We start from the raw sequence: 21089 nt of genomic DNA, 5'->3' as shown, positions 1-21089 counted from the left end.
GATAAAATATGATTTATAATGACCGATACGAAAACATCTGTTCTCATTATCTATACGGGCGGAACTATCGGAATGATAGAAAACACCGAGACCGGCATACTCGAACCTTTTAATTTCGATCATTTGCTTGATAATGTTCCCGAGTTGAAGCGTTTGGGATTTTCTATTTCCACGATACAGTTCGATCCTCCTCTCGATTCATCGGAAATCGGTCCTGATTGTTGGGTAAGGTTGGTACGTATGATTTCAGATAATTACGATTTGTTCGATGGTTTTGTCGTTTTACACGGGACCGACACGATGGCATATACGGCTTCGGCATTGAGTTTTATGCTCGAAAATTTGGGAAAGCCGGTAATTTTTACGGGATCTCAATTACCGATAGGGATGTTGCGTACCGATGGAAAGGAAAATTTGATTACTGCTATCGAAATCGCTGCAGCGAAGGAAAACGGTTTACCTGTGGTTCCGGAAGTTTGTATATTTTTCGAGAATCATCTGATGCGCGCCAATCGTACGACCAAAATGAGTGCTGAAAACTTTAATGCATTTCGTTCGTTTAATTACCCTGCGCTTGCACGTGCCGGGGTACATATCCGGTATGATGTAAATCTTATTTACCGGCCGGTTCTACGTAAACCGCTCAAGGCTCATTACCTAATGGATACGAATGTGGTTGTGTTGAAACTTTTTCCGGGTATTACTTCCCAGACTGTACAGGGTATTCTTAATATTCCGGGTTTGAAAGGCGTCGTAATGGAAACATACGGATCGGGAAATGCTCCGACTGCAGCTTGGTTTATAGATATGTTACGGGATGCAGTCGGGCGTGGAATTGTGATTGTAAATGTTTCGCAATGCTTAAGCGGCAGTGTACAGATGGATCTTTACGGCACAGGCAATAGACTGAAAGAAGCCGGGGTGGTGAGTGGATATGATTGTACGACAGAATCGGCTCTTACTAAACTGATGTTCCTTTTCGGACACGGGCTTACTCCAAAAGAAGTAAAAGAACACATGGATTGTTCATTAATCGGTGAATTAACGATTCCGGGAGAGCGTAAATTATGAATGAAATATTTTCGGATAATGTAAAGATACCGGGAATTGCAGAATATATCCGGTTAAGTCGGAAAGCAATTATACGAGGCTTAATAATGCTTATCCCTATTTTTTCGATATTCTTTTTTTCGTTTAACAGAGGAATTGAGTCCGGTTGGGCAGTTCGTATACTGGTGAACATCCTTTATGGGAGTATACTCACTGTCATTGTCGGGTCGTGGAATCTTTTGAAACAATATCATTATCTGAAAAAAACTATAATTTCCTATCGCTCATATCGGGAAGAAGTCGGAGATAAGTTATCTCTATGGTTATCGGTAGGAGGTACACCTGCGGGTAACAGCCTCTTTTATATGAATCTATTATGTGAGTATAACAAATGTATTTATGGGGTAAGACCCGGTTCGGATATTATTTTATTATGTACTGCAAAACCGGGTACCGATTTGAAAAAGGTATCTGAAACAATAAATCGTAAATACAAGTCTTGTGGAATCGCTCTATGTGCTTATGGATTGTTTCTGAAGATAAAGAATCCCCAAGGCAATGAACTTATGGGCTTTGTCGATAAACTATATCAGGTATTCGAGCGGGAAAAAGAAATACTGCAACCGATAAAAATACGATAATGAATATACAAAAGAAGCCTCGTCATTTATCATACAAAGACGGGGCTTCTTTTGTATATGTTTTATCATTCAGTAGGTCCTGTAGAGGGTGTTGCGGTATAGGTAAGCGTATTCAGGTCCACTATTAAATGATATAATCCTTGGGGAGAAATGCTTATGTCTCCACCTTTCAGCTCGAGAGTTCCGGGTGCTCCTCCGCTACCGTATTCATTCCCTTGTCCCCAGGCCGGTTTTGTTGTCAGCTTAAAAGTAATGGCTGCAGTAGGATCGCTCGAATTAACGAAATTGATATATCCTTCGTACTTATTATTCATTCTCCACGAAGTCAATGTAGGAGCGTTGGCTATATCCCATCCTTGATACGATCCCGGGACATATAATTTAGGGTAATCGACAACCGTAGGATAAGTGGTGACTAAGAGATCTGTGGCATCGGAATACATTACGACATTGTTCGTTAGTTTTGCTTGTAAGCGGGCGTATACTTCAATTGGCGTACCCGGTTCTCCTCCCAGAATGGTAGCTGCTGTATTCAGTTTTCCGACGGTAACGGTTGCATAGTCTTTATTGGATTCGGCAAGTGTAACCGGATCGGGAAAACTTTTGTCGTTATCGAGTTGAAGAACATATAATGGGGCGGCTTGAAAACCATATTCACCTTTTGTCCAGGCAAATGTTTCTGCAATAAACGATTCGCTGGCTTCATTCAGAATGATTACCGGGCTTTCGAGCGGAGCGATCTCCGGTGCACGGGTATAATCCAGTACGGGACTTGTGTCGTCGTTACAGGAGGTGAGCCCCAATGCGATCACAGTTGTCATAAAAATATATCTAATAACTTTTTTCATCTCTTTTATGATTTAGGGGTTAATATCCAAAGTTTTGTTGAGTACCCGGATTGGCTGCTATTTCTTTAGCCGGAATGGGGTAAAGGTTATATTTGGTATCAACCTGTTTGCCGGTAAGGATACCGCCTTTCCAAGGCCACAGATAACTTCCCGAAGTAAAGTATCCGAAACGGATAAGGTCGGTACGGCGATGACCTTCCCAATAAAGTTCACGCATGCGTTCGTCACGTATTTTATCCAATGTGATCTGGTCTTGAGAGGTATAAGGCGTTACTTTTGCCCGTTCCCGTACATAGTTCATATATTGCATACCCAATTCGCGGTCGGCATATCCTCTATAAGCGCATTCGGCATACATAAGATAAGTATCAGCCAGCCTGAAGATAGGAAAATCGGTATCAGGGTACGGATAAGCCCGTTTGCTAGTATTCTCCCAGTCGGTGGAAAGCAGATTTGTAAATTTAACGACCGTAAATCCGTCTTGAAAATTACTCAAATCGGTATTTTCGATATTGGCACCGTCGCTATAAAATGCATAACGGTCGTCACCCTGACCGATTGTATTTACAAGTGTCGATGTTGAGCGAGGACCAGCCCATGCTCCGTTCACTCCGTAGTTTTCGCTGTTTATCGATCCTCCGTAAGAGCCGATCGTAAGATAAGTCGTTCCACCGTAGGTGCGTGTATATTCTCGATCGTAGGGTACGACCATTAAGATTTCCCCATTATCGCCCCCTCGTGCAAATTGGTCGTTATCGGCGCAAAACAGAAATTTGTAGGTTGGTGCCAGTCCGTGGTTTGTTCCATTTCCGAACTGACTGATAATTTGTTGACAGGTCGAAGCGCATTCTCCATACATTTGCTTACCGGTATAAACTTCTGCGTTCAGGTAAAGTTTTGCTCTTAACATCCATAGTGCAGCTTTCCCCGAACGACCATATTGGGGTTGTAAAGGCAAATCATTTTCTATATCGGTAAGTTCCTGTAAAAGGAAAGTAAAGATATCTTTGCGGGGGCGCTGGTGAGTCGGTTCGTTTATTTTGTCGTTTTCCGTTACGAAAGCGACATTACCGAACATATCGATGGCATGCCAGTAAGAAAGAGCTCTCAAGAAACGAACTTCCGACCGGTATTTCTGTATATCTTGGGCTAATACATCGCTAACTGCATTTTCAGCCAATTTTTCGGGGGTTGTGTTACGCAAAAAATCGTTGCACTGAGCAATTTGAAAATAAAGTCGGCTGTACATGACATATACGAATCCGTTTGAGGATGACCATTTGATGGTGCTGAGTTCGGGAACTCCCGCATCGTTCCATCCGAGCAATGCTTCGTCGGTAGGTAATTCCTGTAAATTCCAGTATGCACGTAAATATTGCGCCATACCTTCGTCAAATCCGTTTATGTCGGGTTTTCCTGCGGGTCCCTGTTGCCCCGAAACAGCCAGACCGGCATACACTTTGGCAAGCATCTGGGTATAATATTCGGGATGATTTTTAAAATCTGATCCCTGGATCAGGTTTTCGTCGATCGGTTTCAGGTCGAGGTCTCCGATACACGAAGAAAGAGAGACTGAACCGACAAGCAGTATCGCTGCCAGAAATTTATATATCGATTTTCTTTTCATAATATGATCTCGTTTATCTGTTAGTATTTTATTCCTTCGTTTATCAGTAAGTGAGTATAACACCTAACATATAGGTTGTAGGACGTGGATATACATTATTATCTATACCCGAGAATACTTCAGGATCGAGTCCTTTGTATTTTGTGATTACGAACGGGTTTTGTACGGCTCCGTACAATCTCAGGTTCATCTTATTTTTCAACAAATTATCCCAGGTATATCCGAGCGTGATATGATCGCAGCGAAGGAACCCCGCATTTTTAAGATAATAGTCGCTCATATATTGTGGACCCTGGAATTTTTGTCCTCGTTTTACCAGGTTGTTTAAATATCCTGCACTGTTATAAATGGCCGAGTAGCTCGAATTGTTGGACAATACATTGTCATAAACATAGTTCCCGAGGTTGGCACGTAAAGCGAGACTGAAGTCGAAATGATAAAAATTTACTTTTGTCGTGAAACTCATGATGACTTTCGGGTCGCGGCTCTTATATAAACGTTTATCGTTTTCGTCGATAATCCCGTCTCCATTACGGTCGACATATAATCCTTCGATAGGTTTCCCGTCTTTATCGTAAACTTGTTCGTATAGCAGATAGCTGAATGCCGGATAACCAACTTTGTGCGCCTGTACCGTATTGCCTGTTCCTCCACTGATACCACCTACCGGGATGTAATAATCGGGATCGTTGTTCCGGTTCAATTTGGTAATTTTGTTCGAGTTCCAAGCAATATTAAATCCTACATCCCATTGTACATTGTTTGTCACGATAGGCTTGGCATTAATGCTGAATTCGATACCCTCGTTTCGCAAGCTACCGATGTTGGTATAAATTTCGTTTGTCAGGTTTGAACCTGCTGGTACCGGTATTTGGCTTATCAGGTCATTTGTTTTACGATAGTAATAATCGATAGAACCATTGATGGTATTATTTAAGAATCCGAAATCAAGGCCGATATTATAGGTTGTGGTTTCTTCCCATTTAATATCCGGATCGAATCCGTCGGCGCGTAAGGTATTATAATACGTGTCTCCGAAAGGATAGGCGGCAGTCGGGTAACCCAGCGAATATAAAGGAAGATAAGGGAAATAGCTGTTACTTATATCCTGCTGACCGGTAACTCCGTAGCCTAGTCTGAGTTTCAACTCGTTCATTACATCGGTGGCACGCTGCATAAACGGTTCGTTTATTATTTTCCATCCCAAAGCTACCGATGGGAAAGTTCCCCAGCGGTGGTCTTTCGAAAAACGGGAAGTGGCATCACCACGTAAAGTGAACGTTAACAAATATGTATTTTTAAATGTATAGTTGATACGTCCGAAGAACGATAATAATTGTAAATGGTCGGCGTAACTGCTATAAAACCACGGTTCATCGTCGGGCATTAAGGTCGTGTTGGTACTGCCGTCTTTATAAAAACGTTGCCATGAATAACCGGCCATTACGTCGAGGTCGCTTCGTATCTGATCGAATGAGTTCTTATAGTTCAGATAAAAATCGAGTAATTCGTTTCGTTTGAATTGTTTTAATTTTTCGGTTTGTCCCAGCCCCAATTTTTTATTCTCTTTGTAAGTAATGGGTGAGTTGGGATACATTTTATTCGGTTGGTTACTTTTTGATACGTCATATCCTAAATTCAGGTTTGCCCTTAATTCGGGAAGGAACGGCATGACATAATCGAGTTGTAGGTTACCTACGCTTCGGTATACTTTAGCAACCATCGAACGTTCGTCGAGTAACGAAGCTGGGTTGAGAGGTGCGATATCGATTACCGACCCGTTGGGACGCAACCACATAAAATAACCGTTACCGATTTCTTGTTCGGGGACTTTAACCGGTTGAGTCGGATCGAAACTGGGAGCGACTCCGATTGCATTTTCGTCAGCGAATTGGTTACGTATGTACATCCCTTTTACATTGGCAGTTACACTTAATGTATTATTAAAAAATTTAGGCGTAAGAGTTATCGATGCAGTAGTACGGTTCATCGATGAAGTTTTTAGGATACCGTTTTGATTGGTATAGGTTACCGATACGCGATAAGGAAGTATCTTATACTGTCCGCCAACGCTCAGGTTATAGTCTGAACTGACAGTCGTACGCAATATCTCATCCTGCCAGTTTGTGTTATAATTGCCCAGTAAAGCGTAAGCCTGACTTCCCATTCCGTATCGTTCGGCAACGATACCTCTGAATTCCGATGCGTCGTAAACTCCGACTTTTTTTCGAGGAGTATTTACCGAAACATTTGCGTTAAAATTGATTTGCGGTCGTCCGCTGGTCCCTTTTTTGGTCGTAATTATAATTACTCCGTTCGATGCGCGAGAACCGTAAATAGCAGTAGCTGACGCATCTTTGAGAATCGTAAACGATTCGATGTTGTCAGGGGGAATCATGCTTAGAGCATTAGACATACCCGTAATACCCGAATTATCTACCGGTACTCCGTCGATAACGATTAGTGGGTCGTTAGTAGCGTTCAGTGATGATCCTCCACGAATACGGATATCGCCCCCTCCTTCGGGTTTACCCCCATTCAGGGTGACGACAACACCCGGAGTTGCTCCTACGAGAAGATCCTGAGCTGAGGTGGCCAGACCTTTGTTCACCTCATCGGGTTTTATTGTTGTTACAGCTCCGGTAGCATCACTTTTTTTCACTGTACCGTATCCTATCGCAACGACTTCTCCCAGCGAGAATACGTTTTCTTCCAGTATAACATTTATTTGGGTACGGTTTTCTATAGGAACATCTTTTGTTGTATAACCTATAAAGGAGAATGTAAGAATACCGTTTCCCGGAGCATCGATGCGGAAATGACCATCGATATCCGTCATTGTTCCGTGTGTCTCCCCTTTTACAATAACATTTGCTCCTGTAACCGGCTCGCCAGCCTGATCTTTTACCGTACCCTGTACGGTAATTTTTTGGGCGGAGACATCGAGGGCGAAGAAAAGTCCTGCTAACAGGGTAAGGAACATCTTCCAGCCCGTTTTTAAATGTACGTGTTCCATGTAAGAAAAGTTTTATGGGTTGTTTTTCCTACATAAACATTTGGTTGTTACAATTTGTTTTTGTTCGGTCTCTTTTTAAGATTCGGAGTATTAAAATAAAATTCCACCCTGACTGTAAAGCTCGGGTGGAATTGGAAAAAAATAAGGTTGTGAATTCCCTACTTATTGTGCGGGAATGTATTTAGATAAAGTTGCAGCGTCTTCGTCATAGAAATTTATTAAATCACTGGCTGGTTCGTATTTAAACGGGATAAACTGAAATACCTGTGCTGCGGCGAATTTTTTATCTTCTGATACAAGAAGATCGAGTCTGACTCCGGCTTTGTTTCCTTCTGCAGGTTTCAATTTTTGCAGGTATTCGAATTGTTTTGATTCGAGTAATCCCTGTAATTTATTTATTTCGTGAGAGTCGAAAAACAGATTCATATTTTTTACTTTACTACCGCTTCCCTGATAAATAATATATTTTTTCCCCATTAATAATTTAACGAGACCCACTAAAATACAAACCGCTCCTACCAGCATTAGGGCCAGCTTGGCCGACGTTGCCGTAACATCGAGTAAAGTTTGTGCATAAACGATTATTATACCTGCTATTAATAGTATGCACCCGATTAAAGATATTCCTTTTTTATATATGATCTCAGAATTCATTTTTTTAGTTTTTAGCGTTATATAATTTGTGATTAAAATGTGCGGGATATATCTTCCCTGTTGTTGAAGGAAGATATATATGTTTGCTGCTTACCCATAAGAATGTTTATGGGTATACGTTTTCTTCTTTCCAAATCCGCAGTCCGAAAAGTAAAATGTTACAAAATAATAACCGCTAAATCAGGAGTTTACATAGAGAATAAAGGTAGTGCCCTTTACTTCTTAATAAGGAATAATGTTGAGTATGGCTTCGAAGAGTCGATTTATATGCGATATATAAATAAGACTCTGTACCGATAAGATCTTGTTTGAATTGTAAATGATGATTGTTTTTTTGACCTGCTCTCAAAAATGAAGGCACAGGATTATCTTGTGTGGTAATCAGGAAAGGTGTATCGTTCTGTATTGCGTTTAAAAACGCAATATTTTTCCCGTTATTCGTCGATTGTTCTCCATAAAAAAGGCCGGAAGTAATGCCTTCGTAGTTGGTCAGTTTTTGGGAAATGGTATTTCGTACGATAGCCGTACTTACGGCTATCGTAACGAAAAATGCCATCAGAATATATTTAAGAGTCTTTCCCATAGTCGACATGATCTTACAAAGGTATTCTCTTTTTTACAAATACAATGAAAAGAAATAAAAAAACTCGTTTAGCTATGCAAAAACAATTTCCGGTTAGAGAAAATGTTTATATTATTTTACCGGGATATTAAAATTTCTGCATGTCGACAAGCCTCTTGTAATAACGATTGAGTGCGATAAGTTCGTCATGTGTCCCTTCTTCTACAATTTCGCCTTCGTGCATAACATATATTTTATTAGCGTCTTTTATGGTAGATAAGCGGTGTGCGATAACGATTGTAGTTCGGTTTTTCATCAGGTTTTCAAGCGCTTCTTGAACCAGACGTTCCGACTCGGTATCGAGGGCTGATGTCGCCTCGTCGAGGATCAGGATGGCTGGATTTTTTAGTATGGCCCGAGCTATACTGATTCGTTGTCGCTGACCTCCCGACAAACGGCATCCCCGATCGCCGATATTGGTATCGTAACCGTTTTCGGTAGCAATAATAAAGTCATGGGCATTTGCTATTTTAGCGGCTTCGATAACTCGTTCCATTGTTGCTCCTTCTACGCCGAAAGCGATATTGTTGAAAAATGTATCATTAAAAAGGATCGCTTCCTGATTGACATTTCCCATCATAGAACGTAATTGCAGAGGTGTCATATCTTTTATGTTTACCCCGTCGATAAATACTCCACCCTTATCTACGTCGTAAAAGCGAGGAAGCAAATCGGCCATAGTAGATTTCCCTGAACCTGATTGTCCTACCAGGGCGATGGTTTGACCTTTGGGTATTTCGATAGAAACATCTTTTATAACCCAGTCGGTTTTATATTTGAAAGATACGTTTCGATACTCGATTTTTTTATCTAAAGAAGACTTATTTACCGGATGTTCGGGGCTTTTTATCGGGTTTTCAGCCGATAATATTTTATCGACACGTTCCATAGAAGCAAGACCTCTTTGTACGGCATAAGCCGCTTTTGAAAAATCTTTTGCCGGATTTATAATACTGTAAAAAATAACGAGGTAGTAAATAAACGAAGCTGCGTCGATACTGCTTTTCCCTCCCAGGATAAGAGATCCTCCGTACCATAAGACAATAGCGATGGTAAATGTCCCTAAAAATTCGCTCATCGGGTGGGCGAGAGCCTGGCGTCGGCTAATACGATTGGTCAGTTTAAAAAATTTATTGTTGGCCGTGATAAAGCGATCTTTAATTTTTCTTTCGGCGTTAAACGCTTTTATAATACGTAAACCTCCTAACGTTTCTTCTATTTGCGCCATAAGGGTACCCCATTGTTGTTGTGCTTCTACCGAGTTTCTTTTCAGTTTTTTCCCGACTTTTCCCATTATATAACCGCTGATAGGTAAGAGTACCATGACAAACAGGGTTAATTGCCAACTTACTAAGAACATCGTTGTAAGGTATACGATGATCATGATCGGGTTTTTAAACATCATGTCGAGAGACGACATGATAGAATTTTCTATTTCGGAAACATCTCCGGTCATACGGGCCATTACATCTCCTTTTCGTTCGGTTGTGAAAAATCCGATAGGTAAACTTACGACCTTGCTGAATACGTAGTTACGTATATCTCGAACGACTCCCGAACGAATGGGGATCATAAAATAAGAACTCAGATAACTGGTAAATGTTTTGAAAAAAGTCATCACTACTAATAGTGCTCCCAGAAGCATTAGGGTAAGGGCTCCTCCATGATTCTCGATAAAGAGTGTAATGTAATAATAAAAATTATTGATAAATACGTCTTTAAAAGATGCACTTCCCAGTTGCATATATTCATAGTGCGCTTCATTTATTTTAAATAGTATCTGAAGTATGGGAATCAGTAACGCGAATGAAAATAAACTCAATACTGTTGATAGAATGTTGAAAAAAATATTCAGGAACAAGTATTTTTTATAGGGGGGCACAAACCGGAGTAAAATCTTTATAAAATCTTTCATTGTTCGGGGATATACTTATTTTTATCTTTGTGTCGAGAATTGCAAATATAGCCACATCTTGCGATTGTTTTGTATTTATGTAAGATAAAAATGCCAAAAAATGTATTTATATATGAGAACGAGACCTGCTTTATTAAAAATATGCAAAATCGCGAAACACTTTTAAACCATTTCTAAATTTGATTGTCGAAGCTGCAATGTAAAAGTTTATTGAGGAGTATTAAAAATATTATTTACAAAAATATGTCCCGTTTTTATTTGGTGATGATTGCCTGTTTAATGGCATTCGGTACAATTTCTGAAGTGAAAGCTCAAACTCAGAAAATACGTGTTTCGGGTATCGTGCAGGATGAAGTGGAAAAAATCGCTATGGAATTAGTTACAGTACGTGTACTGAAGGCTAAAGATAGTTCTTTTGTGACCTCTGCTACTACCGATACATTGGGTAGATATACATTCAGGGTTAATCCGGGAAAATATGTGGTTGCGTTTACTTATCTGGGATATACACCGGTGAATAAAGATATTCAGGCTTCCTCTTCACAGCCTCGGTTGAGTATGGGTATCGTAGGAATGCAACCCAATGGAATTATGCTGAAAGAGGCTGTTGTTGTAGGGAAGGTACCCGATGTTGTGGTGAAGCAGGATACTCTCGAGTTTAATGCCGATTCTTATAAAACCCAGCCTAATGCGGTGGTCGAAGATTTATTGAAGAAACTTCCAGGAGTTGAAGTCGATTCTGACGGAAAAATAAAATCCGGAGGAAAAGAAATTAAGAAAATTTTGGTCGACGGAAAAGAATTTTTCCCCGATGATCCTAAAATGGCAACAAAGAATCTACCGGTGGATATGGTAGATAAATTACAAGTTGTAGATCGTAAATCGGATGAAGCACGGCTTACCGGTGTCGATGACGGGAACGATGAGACGGTGATAAATCTAACCATAAAAAAAGGGATGAATCGGGGATGGTTCGGTAACGTTCAAGCTGGTTACGGTACTCAGGACCGTTTTGTTGCAGGGGGTATGGTCGGCCATTTTATCGATCAGACGCAATTTATGGGAATAGGTAAAGCAAATAATACAAATAATGAAGGTGCTGACGATTTGGGTGCTGGAATGTATTCCGGACGAGGTTTCGGCGGCAATAGCGGTATCAATACTTCAGGATTAGGAGCTTTGATATTTAACAGGGGTACTCCCGATAAGGATAAACTGGTAATAGGTGCAGATGCCCGTTTTGTGAGCGCTAATCGGAAAGCATGGCAAAATTCGGAACGTCAAAACTTTCTTCCCGATAGTACTTCTTATGAGAACAGCAACAGTAACAGTCATAGCAACAGCCGGAATTTTAACATGAATATGCGGTTGAGATGGCAGCCGGACACGTTAACGACTATCGATTTTATGCCCCAAATCGGTTATAATAAATCATGGAACGAAAGTAACGGCACTTCGGCATTGTTGGCAGGAAATGCCGCTCGGGATAGTGTAAATAGTGGAGTTAGTAGTTCCTCGAACGATGGAAACGGATTTAATTTTAATGGGCGATTGATGTTGAACCGTAAATTTAAAAATAAAAAAGGACGCCAGATAAGTCTTTCGATGAATTACCGTTTGAACGATACCGAACAGGATGGCTTGAGTTACAGTGAAAATCATTTTTATTTGGTAGATAGTACGAGTATCGTACGTCAGCGTACCGATAATCATAACTGGAATGGAAGTATGCAAGCTCGCCTCTCTTATGTAGAGCCGGTATTGAAAAATCATTTTCTCTCGTTTGCTTATTCTTACCGATATAATTATAATAATGCCGACCGTTTTAACTATGATCTTTCCAAACCGGGAGAACCTATCGATTCGCTCTACAGTAACCGTTCCCGTAATAAATTCAATACACATCAGGGAAGTATCGGTTTGCGGGGAATACGGGAAAAATTCAATTATAATGTGGGAATGAATGTCGAAGCTGTACGCATGGAATCGAAGAACCTTATCGATGGAGACAGAAGTGTGCCTGCAAGAGTGGATGTGAATTATTCGCCTTTCTTTAATTTCATGTACCGGTTCGATAAACAGACTTATTTGCGTATAAATTATTGGGGAAGTTCGGGGCAGCCTTCGATCGACCAGTTACAACCGGTCAAGAACATTACCGATCCTTTACGCATCAGTAAGGGGAATCCCGATTTGAATTCTTATTTTAATAACAGCCTTAATTTTAATTTCGGCTCTTTTCAGCGTGAAACGCAACGGGCTTACGGTGTATACGGCCGTGCCAGTGTAGTACGCAACAGTATTGTAAACAAGACCTTTTATGATTCTGAAACAGGTATTCAGACGACGATGCCTATAAATGTCAACGGAGTATGGAATGCGAGTGTGGGTTCTATGTTCAGTACGCCGTTCCGCAATAAAAAATTTTCTATTTCCAACGATTTGGGATTTTCCTATTCTAATAATATAGGTTATGTAAATCAGGGAAAGGGAGAGAGCTTACGAAATCGTACCGGAGACTTCAGTATAAACGAACGTCCGCGTTTTGCTTACCGTTCGGATTGGTTCGATTTCGAACTCGGAGGAAATTATTCGTATCGACTTACCCGTAATAGTTTGCAGGGGCAACAAGACCGTAACCAGATGAATTACGGCGGTTCGGCGAATGTAAGCGTTTATTTACCTTGGAGTATTATTCTGGGTTCCGATTTTAATTATACGGGTCGGGAAGGATATGGTACCGGTATCCAGAAGAATGTATATATGTGGAATGCCGAAGTATCTTATCAATTTTTGAAAGGGAAAAGCGCTACGCTATTGTTCAAAATATATGATATACTGAAACAGCGTAACAGTATTTCACGTACTGTGACGGGTAACTATATGCAAGACACTCAGTCTAATGTGCTTACCAGTTATTGTATGCTTTCGTTTACCTATCGTTTTAATACTTTCGGTAAAAAAGGCGGTAGCGGCCCTGATGGTGGTCCGGGACGAGGTCGGGAAGGTGATTTTAGGCCTCAACGTGGAGGCGATTTCAGAGGACGCCCGGGTGTGCCTATGCGTGTATTCTGATAAATTAAAATCATATTATTTGTATGCGCAGAACGATTGTTTTATCTTTGAGCCGTTTGAATGAATGGCTATATGGGAAAAACAATCGTTTATAATCCGCTTAACTATCCGTTGTATGTAATGGTAAAACCGGTCGGGGCTTTATGCAACCTCGATTGTAGTTATTGTTATTACCTTGAAAAAGACTCTTTGTACCGTGATCGGAAAATAAACCGTATGACGGATGAATTGCTCGAAAAATTTACCGAAGAATATATTAATTCTCAAACGCTTCCCGAGGTCTCTTTTACCTGGCATGGTGGAGAGACTTTATTACGGGGTATCGATTTTTACCGTAAGGCAGTCATATTTCAGAAACAGTATGGCGGTGGACGTACGATAGTAAATTCGATACAAACTAATGGTTTGCTGTTGAATGACGAATGGTGTCGTTTTTTCAAAGACAATAATTTTCTGGTTGGTATCTCGATCGACGGGCCGGAACACATACATGACCGGTATCGGCTCGATAAAGGTGGGAGAGGTACTTTTTCGCGTGTAATGAGGGGGATAGAGTTATTGCAAAAGCATGGTGTAGAGTTTAATACGCTTTCGGTTATCAATGATTATAATGTACATTATCCAGTAGAAACGTATCGTTTTTTTAAAGAAATAGGAAGTCGTTATATGCAATTTTCTCCGATAGTAGAAAGATGGGGAGATCGTGACGATGGACTCGAATTATTGCCTCCGGGTGAATTTTACCATACGGAAATGCCTCCTTGGTGTGTTAAGAGTGAAGATTTCGGACAGTTTTATTGTGATATGTTCGATGAGTGGATAAAAGAGGACGTCGGAAGTTATTTTGTACAAATGTTCGATGCTACTTTAGCAGGTATGGTCGGCCAGCCTCCCGGAGTATGTGTATTTGGTAAAACGTGCGGACATGCGGCCGCACTTGAACATAATGGAGATTTGTATGCCTGCGATCACTTCGTTTATCCCGAATATCGTTTGGGAAACATACGTACAGAAAGTATCATTTCTATGATGTTATCTGCAAAACAAACTTCTTTCGGAAACGATAAGTGGGATAAATTACCCCGTCAGTGTCGGGAGTGTACTTTTCTCAGGCTTTGTAACGGAGAATGTCCTAAAAATCGGATATTGAAATCTTCAACCGGTGAACCCGGGTTGAATTATTTATGTAAAGGACTTAAAAAATATTTTGCGCACGTATTGACTTATATGGAGTTTATGGCTTGCGAACTTGATAATGAGCGCCCCCCTTCTAACGTGATGGAATATGCCCGTGCGCAAAAAAAGACAAATAAATAATTCCCGATCCTGTTTTTCCGTTAAGATTTGCTACTTTTGCTGGCGAAAATGAAACACAAATGGGAATATTTGAGATATTGCTGTTGGCAATAGGCCTATCTATGGATTGTTTTGCCGTATCTCTTACTATGGGTACTGTTATGCACCCGCTTCGCTGGAAAAAAGTGCTGAAGGTTTCGGCATTTTTCGGGATATTTCAGGGAGGAATGCCCCTTATCGGCTGGTGGTTGGGACACGGTTTCAGACGATATATAGAATCTTATGATCATTGGATCGCTTTTACTTTGTTACTATTTTTAGGAGGGAAAATGATTTATGAGGGAAGTAAGAGGGAAGAAGATCGTCCTGTTTGTTTTGATCCGACTTGTACTCGTACGCTGATCGGGTTGTCTGTGGCGACCAGTATTGATGCTCTTGCTGTGGGCATTTCATTTGCTTTTCTGAATATGAATATGTGTATACCGACACTCATTATAACGTTTACTACTATTATAATTTCACTTATTGGGCAATATATTGGTAAATGTTTTGGTCGCCGGCTTAAAACCGGAGCTGAGGTTATTGGGGGTATTATACTTATACTTATCGGTGTAAAAATTTTGATCGAACATTTGTATTTCCAATAGAAAAGTCGAAGTGAAAGTTTCGATTTATTTTTATGTAATTATTTATATCGGATGAAGTTTAATAAAAGAGGATATATTGCGTGTGTCTTATTCTTGATTGTATTTGCAATCATATTTTGGATGAGAAACGGACGGTCGGCTGAATACCGGTTTAACGAAGGCTTGATATTCGGTACCGTATATCATATTACTTATCAGTATAGTAATGATTTGCAAGAAGAAATCGAGGATGAACTGCATCGTTTTAATGCATCATTGTCTCCTTTCGATCCGACTTCTATCATTTCCCGTATAAATCGCAACGATACCGGTGTCGTTGCCGATAAATGGTTTACGGTCGTTTTTAACCGGTCTAAAGAGATTTATGAAGATACCGGAGGCGCCTTTGATCCTACTTTGTCTCCTTTGATTAATGCATGGGGATTCGGTTATGATAAAAAAGACTCGGTAACTCCTGTTATTATCGATAGTCTCAGGCAGTTTGTAGGAATGAAAAAGATTTCGTTGCAGGGCGACAGAGTAATAAAAAGCGATCCTCGTATGACACTTAATTTTTCGGCAATAGCAAAGGGATATGCCTGTGATGTGATTGCAGAAATGCTTTCGAAAAAAGGAATTCGTAATTATTTGGTCGAGATAGGAGGAGAGATTGTTGCCAAAGGAATAAATCCGCATGGTGAATGCTGGAAAGTAGGTATCAATAAGCCGGAGGATGATGGTGGTTACGGTGAGGTACAACAAGTTGTCGCAATGAGTGATGGTGCGATGGCCACATCGGGTAATTATCGTAACTATAAAATTGTGAACGGGAAACGTATTGCCCATACGATCGATCCGGTGAGCGGTTATCCGGTACAGCATTCTTTGTTAAGTGCAACGGTATTTGCCCCCGATTGTATGACTGCCGATGCTTATGCTACCGCATTTATGGTACTCGGACTCGAAAAAAGTATGCTTCTCGCCGAGCAAAATAAGGATATAGAAGCCTTCTTTATTTATGCGACGGGAGTCGATTCAACAGCATTAGCCGTTGAATCGACTCCCGGGATGGCAAAATATATTGTAAAATAAATTACAAAAAATATTTTCGATCGTTTACCGAATTATCAGACGGATAGACACTTTAAGAAATATGGTTATCGGATTGTTATCTGGGTCGCTCCGAAACCGTATTCACGAAAAGAGGCATCTTGATAGTCGTAATGTTTGTATTTGGTACGTAACTCGGTAAGTATCGCTTTTCTTAATATACCGTCTCCTTTTCCATGTATAAATACGATTTTTTTTCCTTTTTCCCCTTTATAAGATTCGAGGGTTTCCCTGAATTTAGAAAGTTGGTATTCGAGTATTTCTTTGTTTGTCATTCCGGCTGTAGAGTCTAATAACTCATTTATATGCAGGTCTATTTCTAACGGTCCTTCGGTAGCATGTTTCTTTTTCGTTACAGGTTTTTTTTCACCAGTATCGATCGCTTTTTTCGATCGTATCGCTTTTTCGATTTTTGAGGCATCGGGTATGAATTGTTTTTCGGGAATATCGTTTTTTACGATATTTAGAACGATTGCATCTTCATCGAAATATTCATTTTCACGAAAACTGTGTAATTTATAAAATTTCACAGGGTCGATGCGATGTTCAACCGATGCGGGATTTTTTAGATCGAAAGGCTTGTCTTGTTTAAACGCGATATACTGAATGCAGATACGTTCGTGTTCGTTTAAATCTTCTTTACCGAAATTTTCTACTTGGATTTGTATATTCGGTTCGACCGATCCCGAATAGATGGTTTTCCATTGGTATCCGTTATTGATCAGGTAAGAGAAGAAGACATAATAGTTGCTGTCGTTTATCAGATATGTGTCGAAACGAGTGTTTTGCAAGCTTTTTTGATTTTCGGGGAGAAATGCCAGAACGATATTCAAGCGGTCTCCTTCTACAGTTTCTATAATTTCTAATTTCTCCGGCTCTTCTTCTGTCGTTATACTTTCGTCGGTCATTTCCGATGCTGGAGTTTTATATGCGAAAGTTTCGGTATGCTTTTTTGTATCGTTTTTAAGAGTGGAAGCCGATTCTATTACGACACATTCGCGTACGAGAACCGGAGTCTCGAAACCGTCTTCTTCTTCGACTAAAGCAATATCTTTTGTTATTTTTACTACGATGCCGCCTCCGACAGAATTCAGGAAACGGACCTTATCTCCTACTTTTACCATAGCTTGTACATTTATATTCACAAAGATGCTTAAATTTGCACATATATTCAAACAGATATGCAAAAAACACAAGATATACGTATCGAAGATTTTAATTATCCGTTGCCTGATGAGAAAATTGCAAAATTTCCCCTTTCGCGGAGAGACGAATCTAAATTATTAATTTATTGTAAAGGTAATATTTCAGAAACGATTTTTAAAAGCCTTCCCGATAGGGTGCCTACCGATAGTTTGTTGGTTTTTAATAATACCCGTGTTATACAAGCTCGCTTGCATTTTAGAAAAGAAACTGGTGCGCTTATCGAAATATTTTGTCTCGAACCATCTGATCCGCATGATTACGTACTTTCTTTTCAGGCGACATCTCGGTGTTCTTGGATATGTATGATCGGAAATCTTAAAAAATGGAAAACCGGCGCTTTGAAACGAACGGTCCGTATCGGAGATTCGCATATAACACTGTCTGCTGAGCGAAAAAGTACTCACGGAAATGCCTTTGAAGTAGAATTCAGTTGGGATAACGATCATGTTACGTTCGATATGTTACTCGAAAGAATAGGAGAATTGCCGATTCCTCCTTATCTTAATAGAGAGACCGAAGAGAGTGATAAAGAAACGTATCAGACGGTTTATTCTAAAATAGAGGGATCGGTTGCTGCTCCGACTGCAGGATTGCATTTTACTACGGAAGTTCTTTCCCGCCTTCATGAAATAGGAATTCCATGTCTCGAACTTACTTTGCATGTAGGTGCCGGTACTTTTCGTCCGGTAAAAAGCGAAACGATAAAAGAACATGAGATGCATACCGAATTTATCTCGGTATCTAGAGCTTTCATCGAGACTTTATTAGAGTCGGGGCGCAAAATAATAGCTGTTGGTACGACTTCGGTACGTACACTCGAAAGTTTGTATTATATAGGGCGTACACTTGAATCCAAGCCCGATGCAACGGCTGTAGATCTTCCGGTAAAACAATGGCAGCCTTATGACGGAAGCCCCGAAATTTCGCCCGATAAGTCGTTGCGGAATATACTTTGTTATCTCGACCGGATCCAGTCTGACCGGCTCGTAACTTCTACTCAAATTATTATAGCTCCGGGATATACTTTTAAGCTGGTAAAAGGTATGATTACCAATTTTCATCAGCCTCAAAGTACGTTGTTGTTATTGGTTTCCGCATTTGTCGATGGGCGTTGGAGAGAAATTTACGATTATGCACTTTCCCATGAGTTCCGATTTCTTAGCTATGGCGACAGTTCGTTGCTAATGCCTTAAAATAGGGTTAAATAATTTTGCCGGGACAATAAAAAGGCCGGAAATGCGTATTATTAAAGATGTAATGCATATAATGGTCGATAAATGAGAATTCTGTTATCCTTGTTGGTTTCGGTGTTGTTACTCACTTCTTGTGGAAATGCGAAGTTGAGTACTGCCGACGCGCAGTACCAGCGTGGCGAGTATTTTGCTGCGGCTGCTACTTATCGCAAGGTATATGCCAAGACTTCTCCTCGTAAAGAACGGTCATTACGGGGAAAGATCGCTTTTAGGATGGCCGAATGTTACCGCCGTATAAATGCATCTGCACGAGCTACGGGGGCTTATCAGAATGCAATACGTTATCGTTATCCCGACAGTATGGCTTTGTTTTACTTGGCCAGAAGCCAACAAATGCAGGGAAAGTATAAAGATGCGATTAAAAATTACCAACTTTTTCTTGAAAAAAAGCCGGAGGACCGCTTGGCTTTAAATGGCATCAGAGGCTGTGAAGCCGCATCAGAATGGAAAAAGCTTCCGACTCGGTATAAAGTAAAGCGAGCCGATCTTTTTAATTCTCGGCGAGCCGATTTCGCTCCTATGTTTCCCGGTAGTAATTATGATCAGTTATATTTCACGTCGAGTACAGAAAAAGCAACGGGAGATAAAAAAAGTGATATTACCGGAATAAAAAACAACGACATCTTTTTTGCAAAAAAAGACGAAAACGGTGTATGGGGAAGGCCGCTTATAATAGAAGGAGATTTGAATACCGAGTTCGATGAGGGGGTTGTCAGTTTTTCTCCCGATGGAAATACGATGTATTATACCAAAGCCAGGCGTGAACCGAATTCCGATACATCTGTCGAGATTTATACGTCTGCTCGCTCAGGGGCTAAATGGGGCGCCGGACAAAAATATGAAGTTACCGGCGATACTATATCGGTGTTTGCTCATCCGGCGGTTTCTCCCGATGGAGAGTTTCTATATTTTGTTTCAGATATGCCCGGCGGACAGGGAGGAAAAGACATCTGGAGAATTTCACTTACTGAGAAAGGAGGAGGAACCCTCGAAAATATGGGACCGCAAATAAATACGCCTGGAGATGAAGTATTTCCTTACATAAGAAACGACGGTACTTTTTATTTTGCTTCCGACGGTCACCCGGGTATGGGGGGGCTCGATCTTTTTAAAGCGGAGAAAAGTGAGCTTGGAGTATGGAAGATAGAAAATCTTAAGGCTCCGGTCAATTCCTCGGGAGACGATTTCGGAATAACTTTTGCTGATGGGGAATCGGGCTTTTTTTCTTCTAACCGGAATGATGCCCGGGGATATGATCACATATATAGTTTCGAATTACCTCAGATCGAAGTGTGGATAAAGGGGCATACACTTGATTTCGATGAAGAGCCCGTACCCGATGCCATTATACGGATCGTGGGAAAAGACGGGACGAATCAGAAAGAAATTTCCAGAAAGGATGGAACTTATAAGTTCAGGCTTACTCCGGGAGTAGAGTATGTAATGAAAGCCGGATGTCGAGGTTTTTTAAATACCAGTTACGAATTCAGTACTTCTCCTGAAGAAAAAGATGCGGAATACGAGGCCGATTTTATTTTAGCCGATATTACAAAGCCGGTGCTTATCGAGAATATATTTTATGATTTCGATAAAGCGACTTTACGCCCGGAGTCGGCTAAAGCCCTCGATGAACTTATAAAATTGCTGAATGATAATCCTAATGTAACGATCGAGCTGGCAGCTCATACCGACTTGAAGGGTTCGGACGAATACAATCTCAAATTATCGGAGCGTCGGGCTAAATCAGTTGTCGATTATCTTATTAAGGGTGGAATCGCTGCCGATCGCCTAACTCCGAAAGGATATGGTGAAAGCCGGCCGAAAACAGTTACCAAAAAAATCGCACGGGAACATCCTTTTCTGAAAGAAGGGGATATACTTACCGAAGAATTTATTTTGGCATTGCCTCCCGAACAGCAGGAAATAGCGAATCAAATCAATCGGCGCACCGAATTCCAGGTTCTGACAATTACTTATGATTTATTTTGATGTTATTCTTTTTTATAGTAATAAGGCCGGTTTTCCTCCAAAATGCCATAATATTTAAAGGTATAAAAGATTTTTGTTCGAAATAATGAAAAATTTCCGTATTTAAATGTTGCATCTCTTTTAAATTTAGTATATTTGCCAAACGAATAAACAACTAAAAA

15 protein-coding genes are annotated in these 21089 nt (G+C 40.5%); 8 read left to right on the top strand and 7 right to left on the bottom strand.

What is annotated here, in order from left to right:
• Positions 1-18: 18 nt before the first annotated feature.
• Both NMU02_RS09555 and NMU02_RS09550 read left to right on the top strand, forming a co-directional pair.
• On the top strand, positions 19-1071 hold the full coding sequence (locus tag NMU02_RS09555; protein ID WP_255027626.1) for an asparaginase: 1053 nt from the start codon (positions 19-21) through the stop codon (positions 1069-1071).
• Entirely contained in the window at positions 1068-1691 is a 624-nt protein-coding gene (locus NMU02_RS09550; RefSeq protein ID WP_255027625.1) for a hypothetical protein, read from the top strand. The genes NMU02_RS09555 and NMU02_RS09550 overlap by 4 nt, the downstream gene beginning before the upstream one ends.
• 65 nt (positions 1692-1756) lie before the next feature.
• Here NMU02_RS09550 and NMU02_RS09545 read toward each other — a convergent pair whose 3' ends face one another.
• The 6 genes from NMU02_RS09545 to NMU02_RS09520 all read right to left on the bottom strand — a co-directional run bounded on the left by NMU02_RS09545 (position 1757) and on the right by NMU02_RS09520 (position 10373).
• Positions 1757-2539 (bottom strand): SusE domain-containing protein, encoded by a 783-nt coding sequence (locus NMU02_RS09545; protein ID WP_255027624.1) that lies wholly within the window; start codon positions 2537-2539, stop codon positions 1757-1759.
• Positions 2540-2558: 19 nt separating this feature from the next.
• A complete protein-coding gene (locus NMU02_RS09540) occupies positions 2559-4166 on the bottom strand; it encodes a RagB/SusD family nutrient uptake outer membrane protein (RefSeq protein ID WP_255027623.1) in 1608 nt (535 codons plus the stop codon).
• Positions 4167-4209: 43 nt separating this feature from the next.
• Complete coding sequence (locus tag NMU02_RS09535) at positions 4210-7182, bottom strand: SusC/RagA family TonB-linked outer membrane protein (protein ID WP_255027622.1); 2973 nt, start codon at positions 7180-7182, stop codon at positions 4210-4212.
• A gap of 162 nt (positions 7183-7344) precedes the next feature.
• Positions 7345-7836 (bottom strand): hypothetical protein, encoded by a 492-nt coding sequence (locus NMU02_RS09530; protein ID WP_255027621.1) that lies wholly within the window; start codon positions 7834-7836, stop codon positions 7345-7347.
• Between the two features lie 175 nt (positions 7837-8011).
• The gene (locus NMU02_RS09525; RefSeq protein WP_255027620.1) at positions 8012-8419 is read right to left on the bottom strand and encodes a hypothetical protein; all 408 of its coding nucleotides are present in this window, start codon (positions 8417-8419) and stop codon (positions 8012-8014) included.
• 127 nt (positions 8420-8546) lie between these two features.
• On the bottom strand, positions 8547-10373 hold the full coding sequence (locus NMU02_RS09520; protein WP_255027619.1) for an ABC transporter ATP-binding protein: 1827 nt from the start codon (positions 10371-10373) through the stop codon (positions 8547-8549).
• 243 nt (positions 10374-10616) lie between these two features.
• Between NMU02_RS09520 and NMU02_RS09515 the strand changes: the two genes are divergently transcribed.
• The 4 genes from NMU02_RS09515 (at position 10617) to NMU02_RS09500 (ending at position 16462) form a co-directional block, all read left to right on the top strand.
• Entirely contained in the window at positions 10617-13448 is a 2832-nt protein-coding gene (locus tag NMU02_RS09515) for a TonB-dependent receptor (RefSeq protein ID WP_255027618.1), read from the top strand.
• A gap of 72 nt (positions 13449-13520) precedes the next feature.
• Positions 13521-14765, top strand: coding sequence for an anaerobic sulfatase-maturation protein (locus NMU02_RS09510; RefSeq protein ID WP_255027617.1), 1245 nt, complete (start codon positions 13521-13523; stop codon positions 14763-14765).
• A gap of 59 nt (positions 14766-14824) precedes the next feature.
• Entirely contained in the window at positions 14825-15391 is a 567-nt protein-coding gene (locus NMU02_RS09505; protein WP_255027616.1) for a manganese efflux pump MntP, read from the top strand.
• 120 nt (positions 15392-15511) lie between these two features.
• Positions 15512-16462 (top strand): FAD:protein FMN transferase, encoded by a 951-nt coding sequence (locus NMU02_RS09500; protein ID WP_255027615.1) that lies wholly within the window; start codon positions 15512-15514, stop codon positions 16460-16462.
• A gap of 65 nt (positions 16463-16527) precedes the next feature.
• Here the strand turns inward: NMU02_RS09500 and NMU02_RS09495 are convergent, their stop codons facing one another.
• Positions 16528-17604 carry a DUF2027 domain-containing protein gene (locus NMU02_RS09495; protein WP_255027614.1) on the bottom strand — a complete coding sequence of 359 codons (1077 nt, stop codon included), beginning with the start codon at positions 17602-17604 and terminating at the stop codon, positions 16528-16530.
• A gap of 57 nt (positions 17605-17661) precedes the next feature.
• Between NMU02_RS09495 and NMU02_RS09490 the strand changes: the two genes are divergently transcribed.
• Together NMU02_RS09490 and porE are read left to right on the top strand one after the other, a co-directional pair.
• Complete coding sequence (locus NMU02_RS09490) at positions 17662-18879, top strand: S-adenosylmethionine:tRNA ribosyltransferase-isomerase (RefSeq protein ID WP_255027613.1); 1218 nt, start codon at positions 17662-17664, stop codon at positions 18877-18879.
• A gap of 84 nt (positions 18880-18963) precedes the next feature.
• Positions 18964-20928: a PorE family type IX secretion system protein gene (porE, locus tag NMU02_RS09485; RefSeq protein ID WP_255027612.1), complete on the top strand. Its 1965-nt coding sequence runs from the start codon at positions 18964-18966 to the stop codon at positions 20926-20928.
• Positions 20929-21089: the final 161 nt, after the last annotated feature.

The organism is Coprobacter tertius, from assembly GCF_024330105.1.
In the GTDB taxonomy this organism is placed as follows: Bacteria; Bacteroidota; Bacteroidia; order Bacteroidales; family Coprobacteraceae; genus Coprobacter; species Coprobacter tertius.
The sequence above is the reverse complement of the archived record's forward strand: the minus strand, read 5'-3'. Positions and strand labels throughout refer to the sequence as shown.

Bases quoted from the DNA above. Each gene is read 5' to 3' on its own strand.
- porE (WP_255027612.1), top strand. From the start codon at position 18,964: ATGAGAATTCTGTTATCCTTGTTGGTTTCGGTGTTGTTACTCACTTCT.
- NMU02_RS09530 (WP_255027621.1), bottom strand. From the start codon at position 7,836: ATGAATTCTGAGATCATATATAAAAAAGGAATATCTTTAATCGGGTGC.
- NMU02_RS09535 (WP_255027622.1), bottom strand. From the start codon at position 7,182: ATGGAACACGTACATTTAAAAACGGGCTGGAAGATGTTCCTTACCCTG.
- NMU02_RS09550 (WP_255027625.1), top strand. From the start codon at position 1,068: ATGAATGAAATATTTTCGGATAATGTAAAGATACCGGGAATTGCAGAA.
- NMU02_RS09500 (WP_255027615.1), top strand. From the start codon at position 15,512: ATGAGAAACGGACGGTCGGCTGAATACCGGTTTAACGAAGGCTTGATA.
- NMU02_RS09545 (WP_255027624.1), bottom strand. From the start codon at position 2,539: ATGAAAAAAGTTATTAGATATATTTTTATGACAACTGTGATCGCATTG.
- NMU02_RS09515 (WP_255027618.1), top strand. From the start codon at position 10,617: ATGTCCCGTTTTTATTTGGTGATGATTGCCTGTTTAATGGCATTCGGT.
- NMU02_RS09525 (WP_255027620.1), bottom strand. From the start codon at position 8,419: ATGGGAAAGACTCTTAAATATATTCTGATGGCATTTTTCGTTACGATA.
- NMU02_RS09540 (WP_255027623.1), bottom strand. From the start codon at position 4,166: ATGAAAAGAAAATCGATATATAAATTTCTGGCAGCGATACTGCTTGTC.
- NMU02_RS09510 (WP_255027617.1), top strand. From the start codon at position 13,521: ATGGGAAAAACAATCGTTTATAATCCGCTTAACTATCCGTTGTATGTA.
- NMU02_RS09505 (WP_255027616.1), top strand. From the start codon at position 14,825: ATGGGAATATTTGAGATATTGCTGTTGGCAATAGGCCTATCTATGGAT.
- NMU02_RS09495 (WP_255027614.1), bottom strand. From the start codon at position 17,604: ATGGTAAAAGTAGGAGATAAGGTCCGTTTCCTGAATTCTGTCGGAGGC.
- NMU02_RS09520 (WP_255027619.1), bottom strand. From the start codon at position 10,373: ATGAAAGATTTTATAAAGATTTTACTCCGGTTTGTGCCCCCCTATAAA.
- NMU02_RS09490 (WP_255027613.1), top strand. From the start codon at position 17,662: ATGCAAAAAACACAAGATATACGTATCGAAGATTTTAATTATCCGTTG.
- NMU02_RS09555 (WP_255027626.1), top strand. From the start codon at position 19: ATGACCGATACGAAAACATCTGTTCTCATTATCTATACGGGCGGAACT.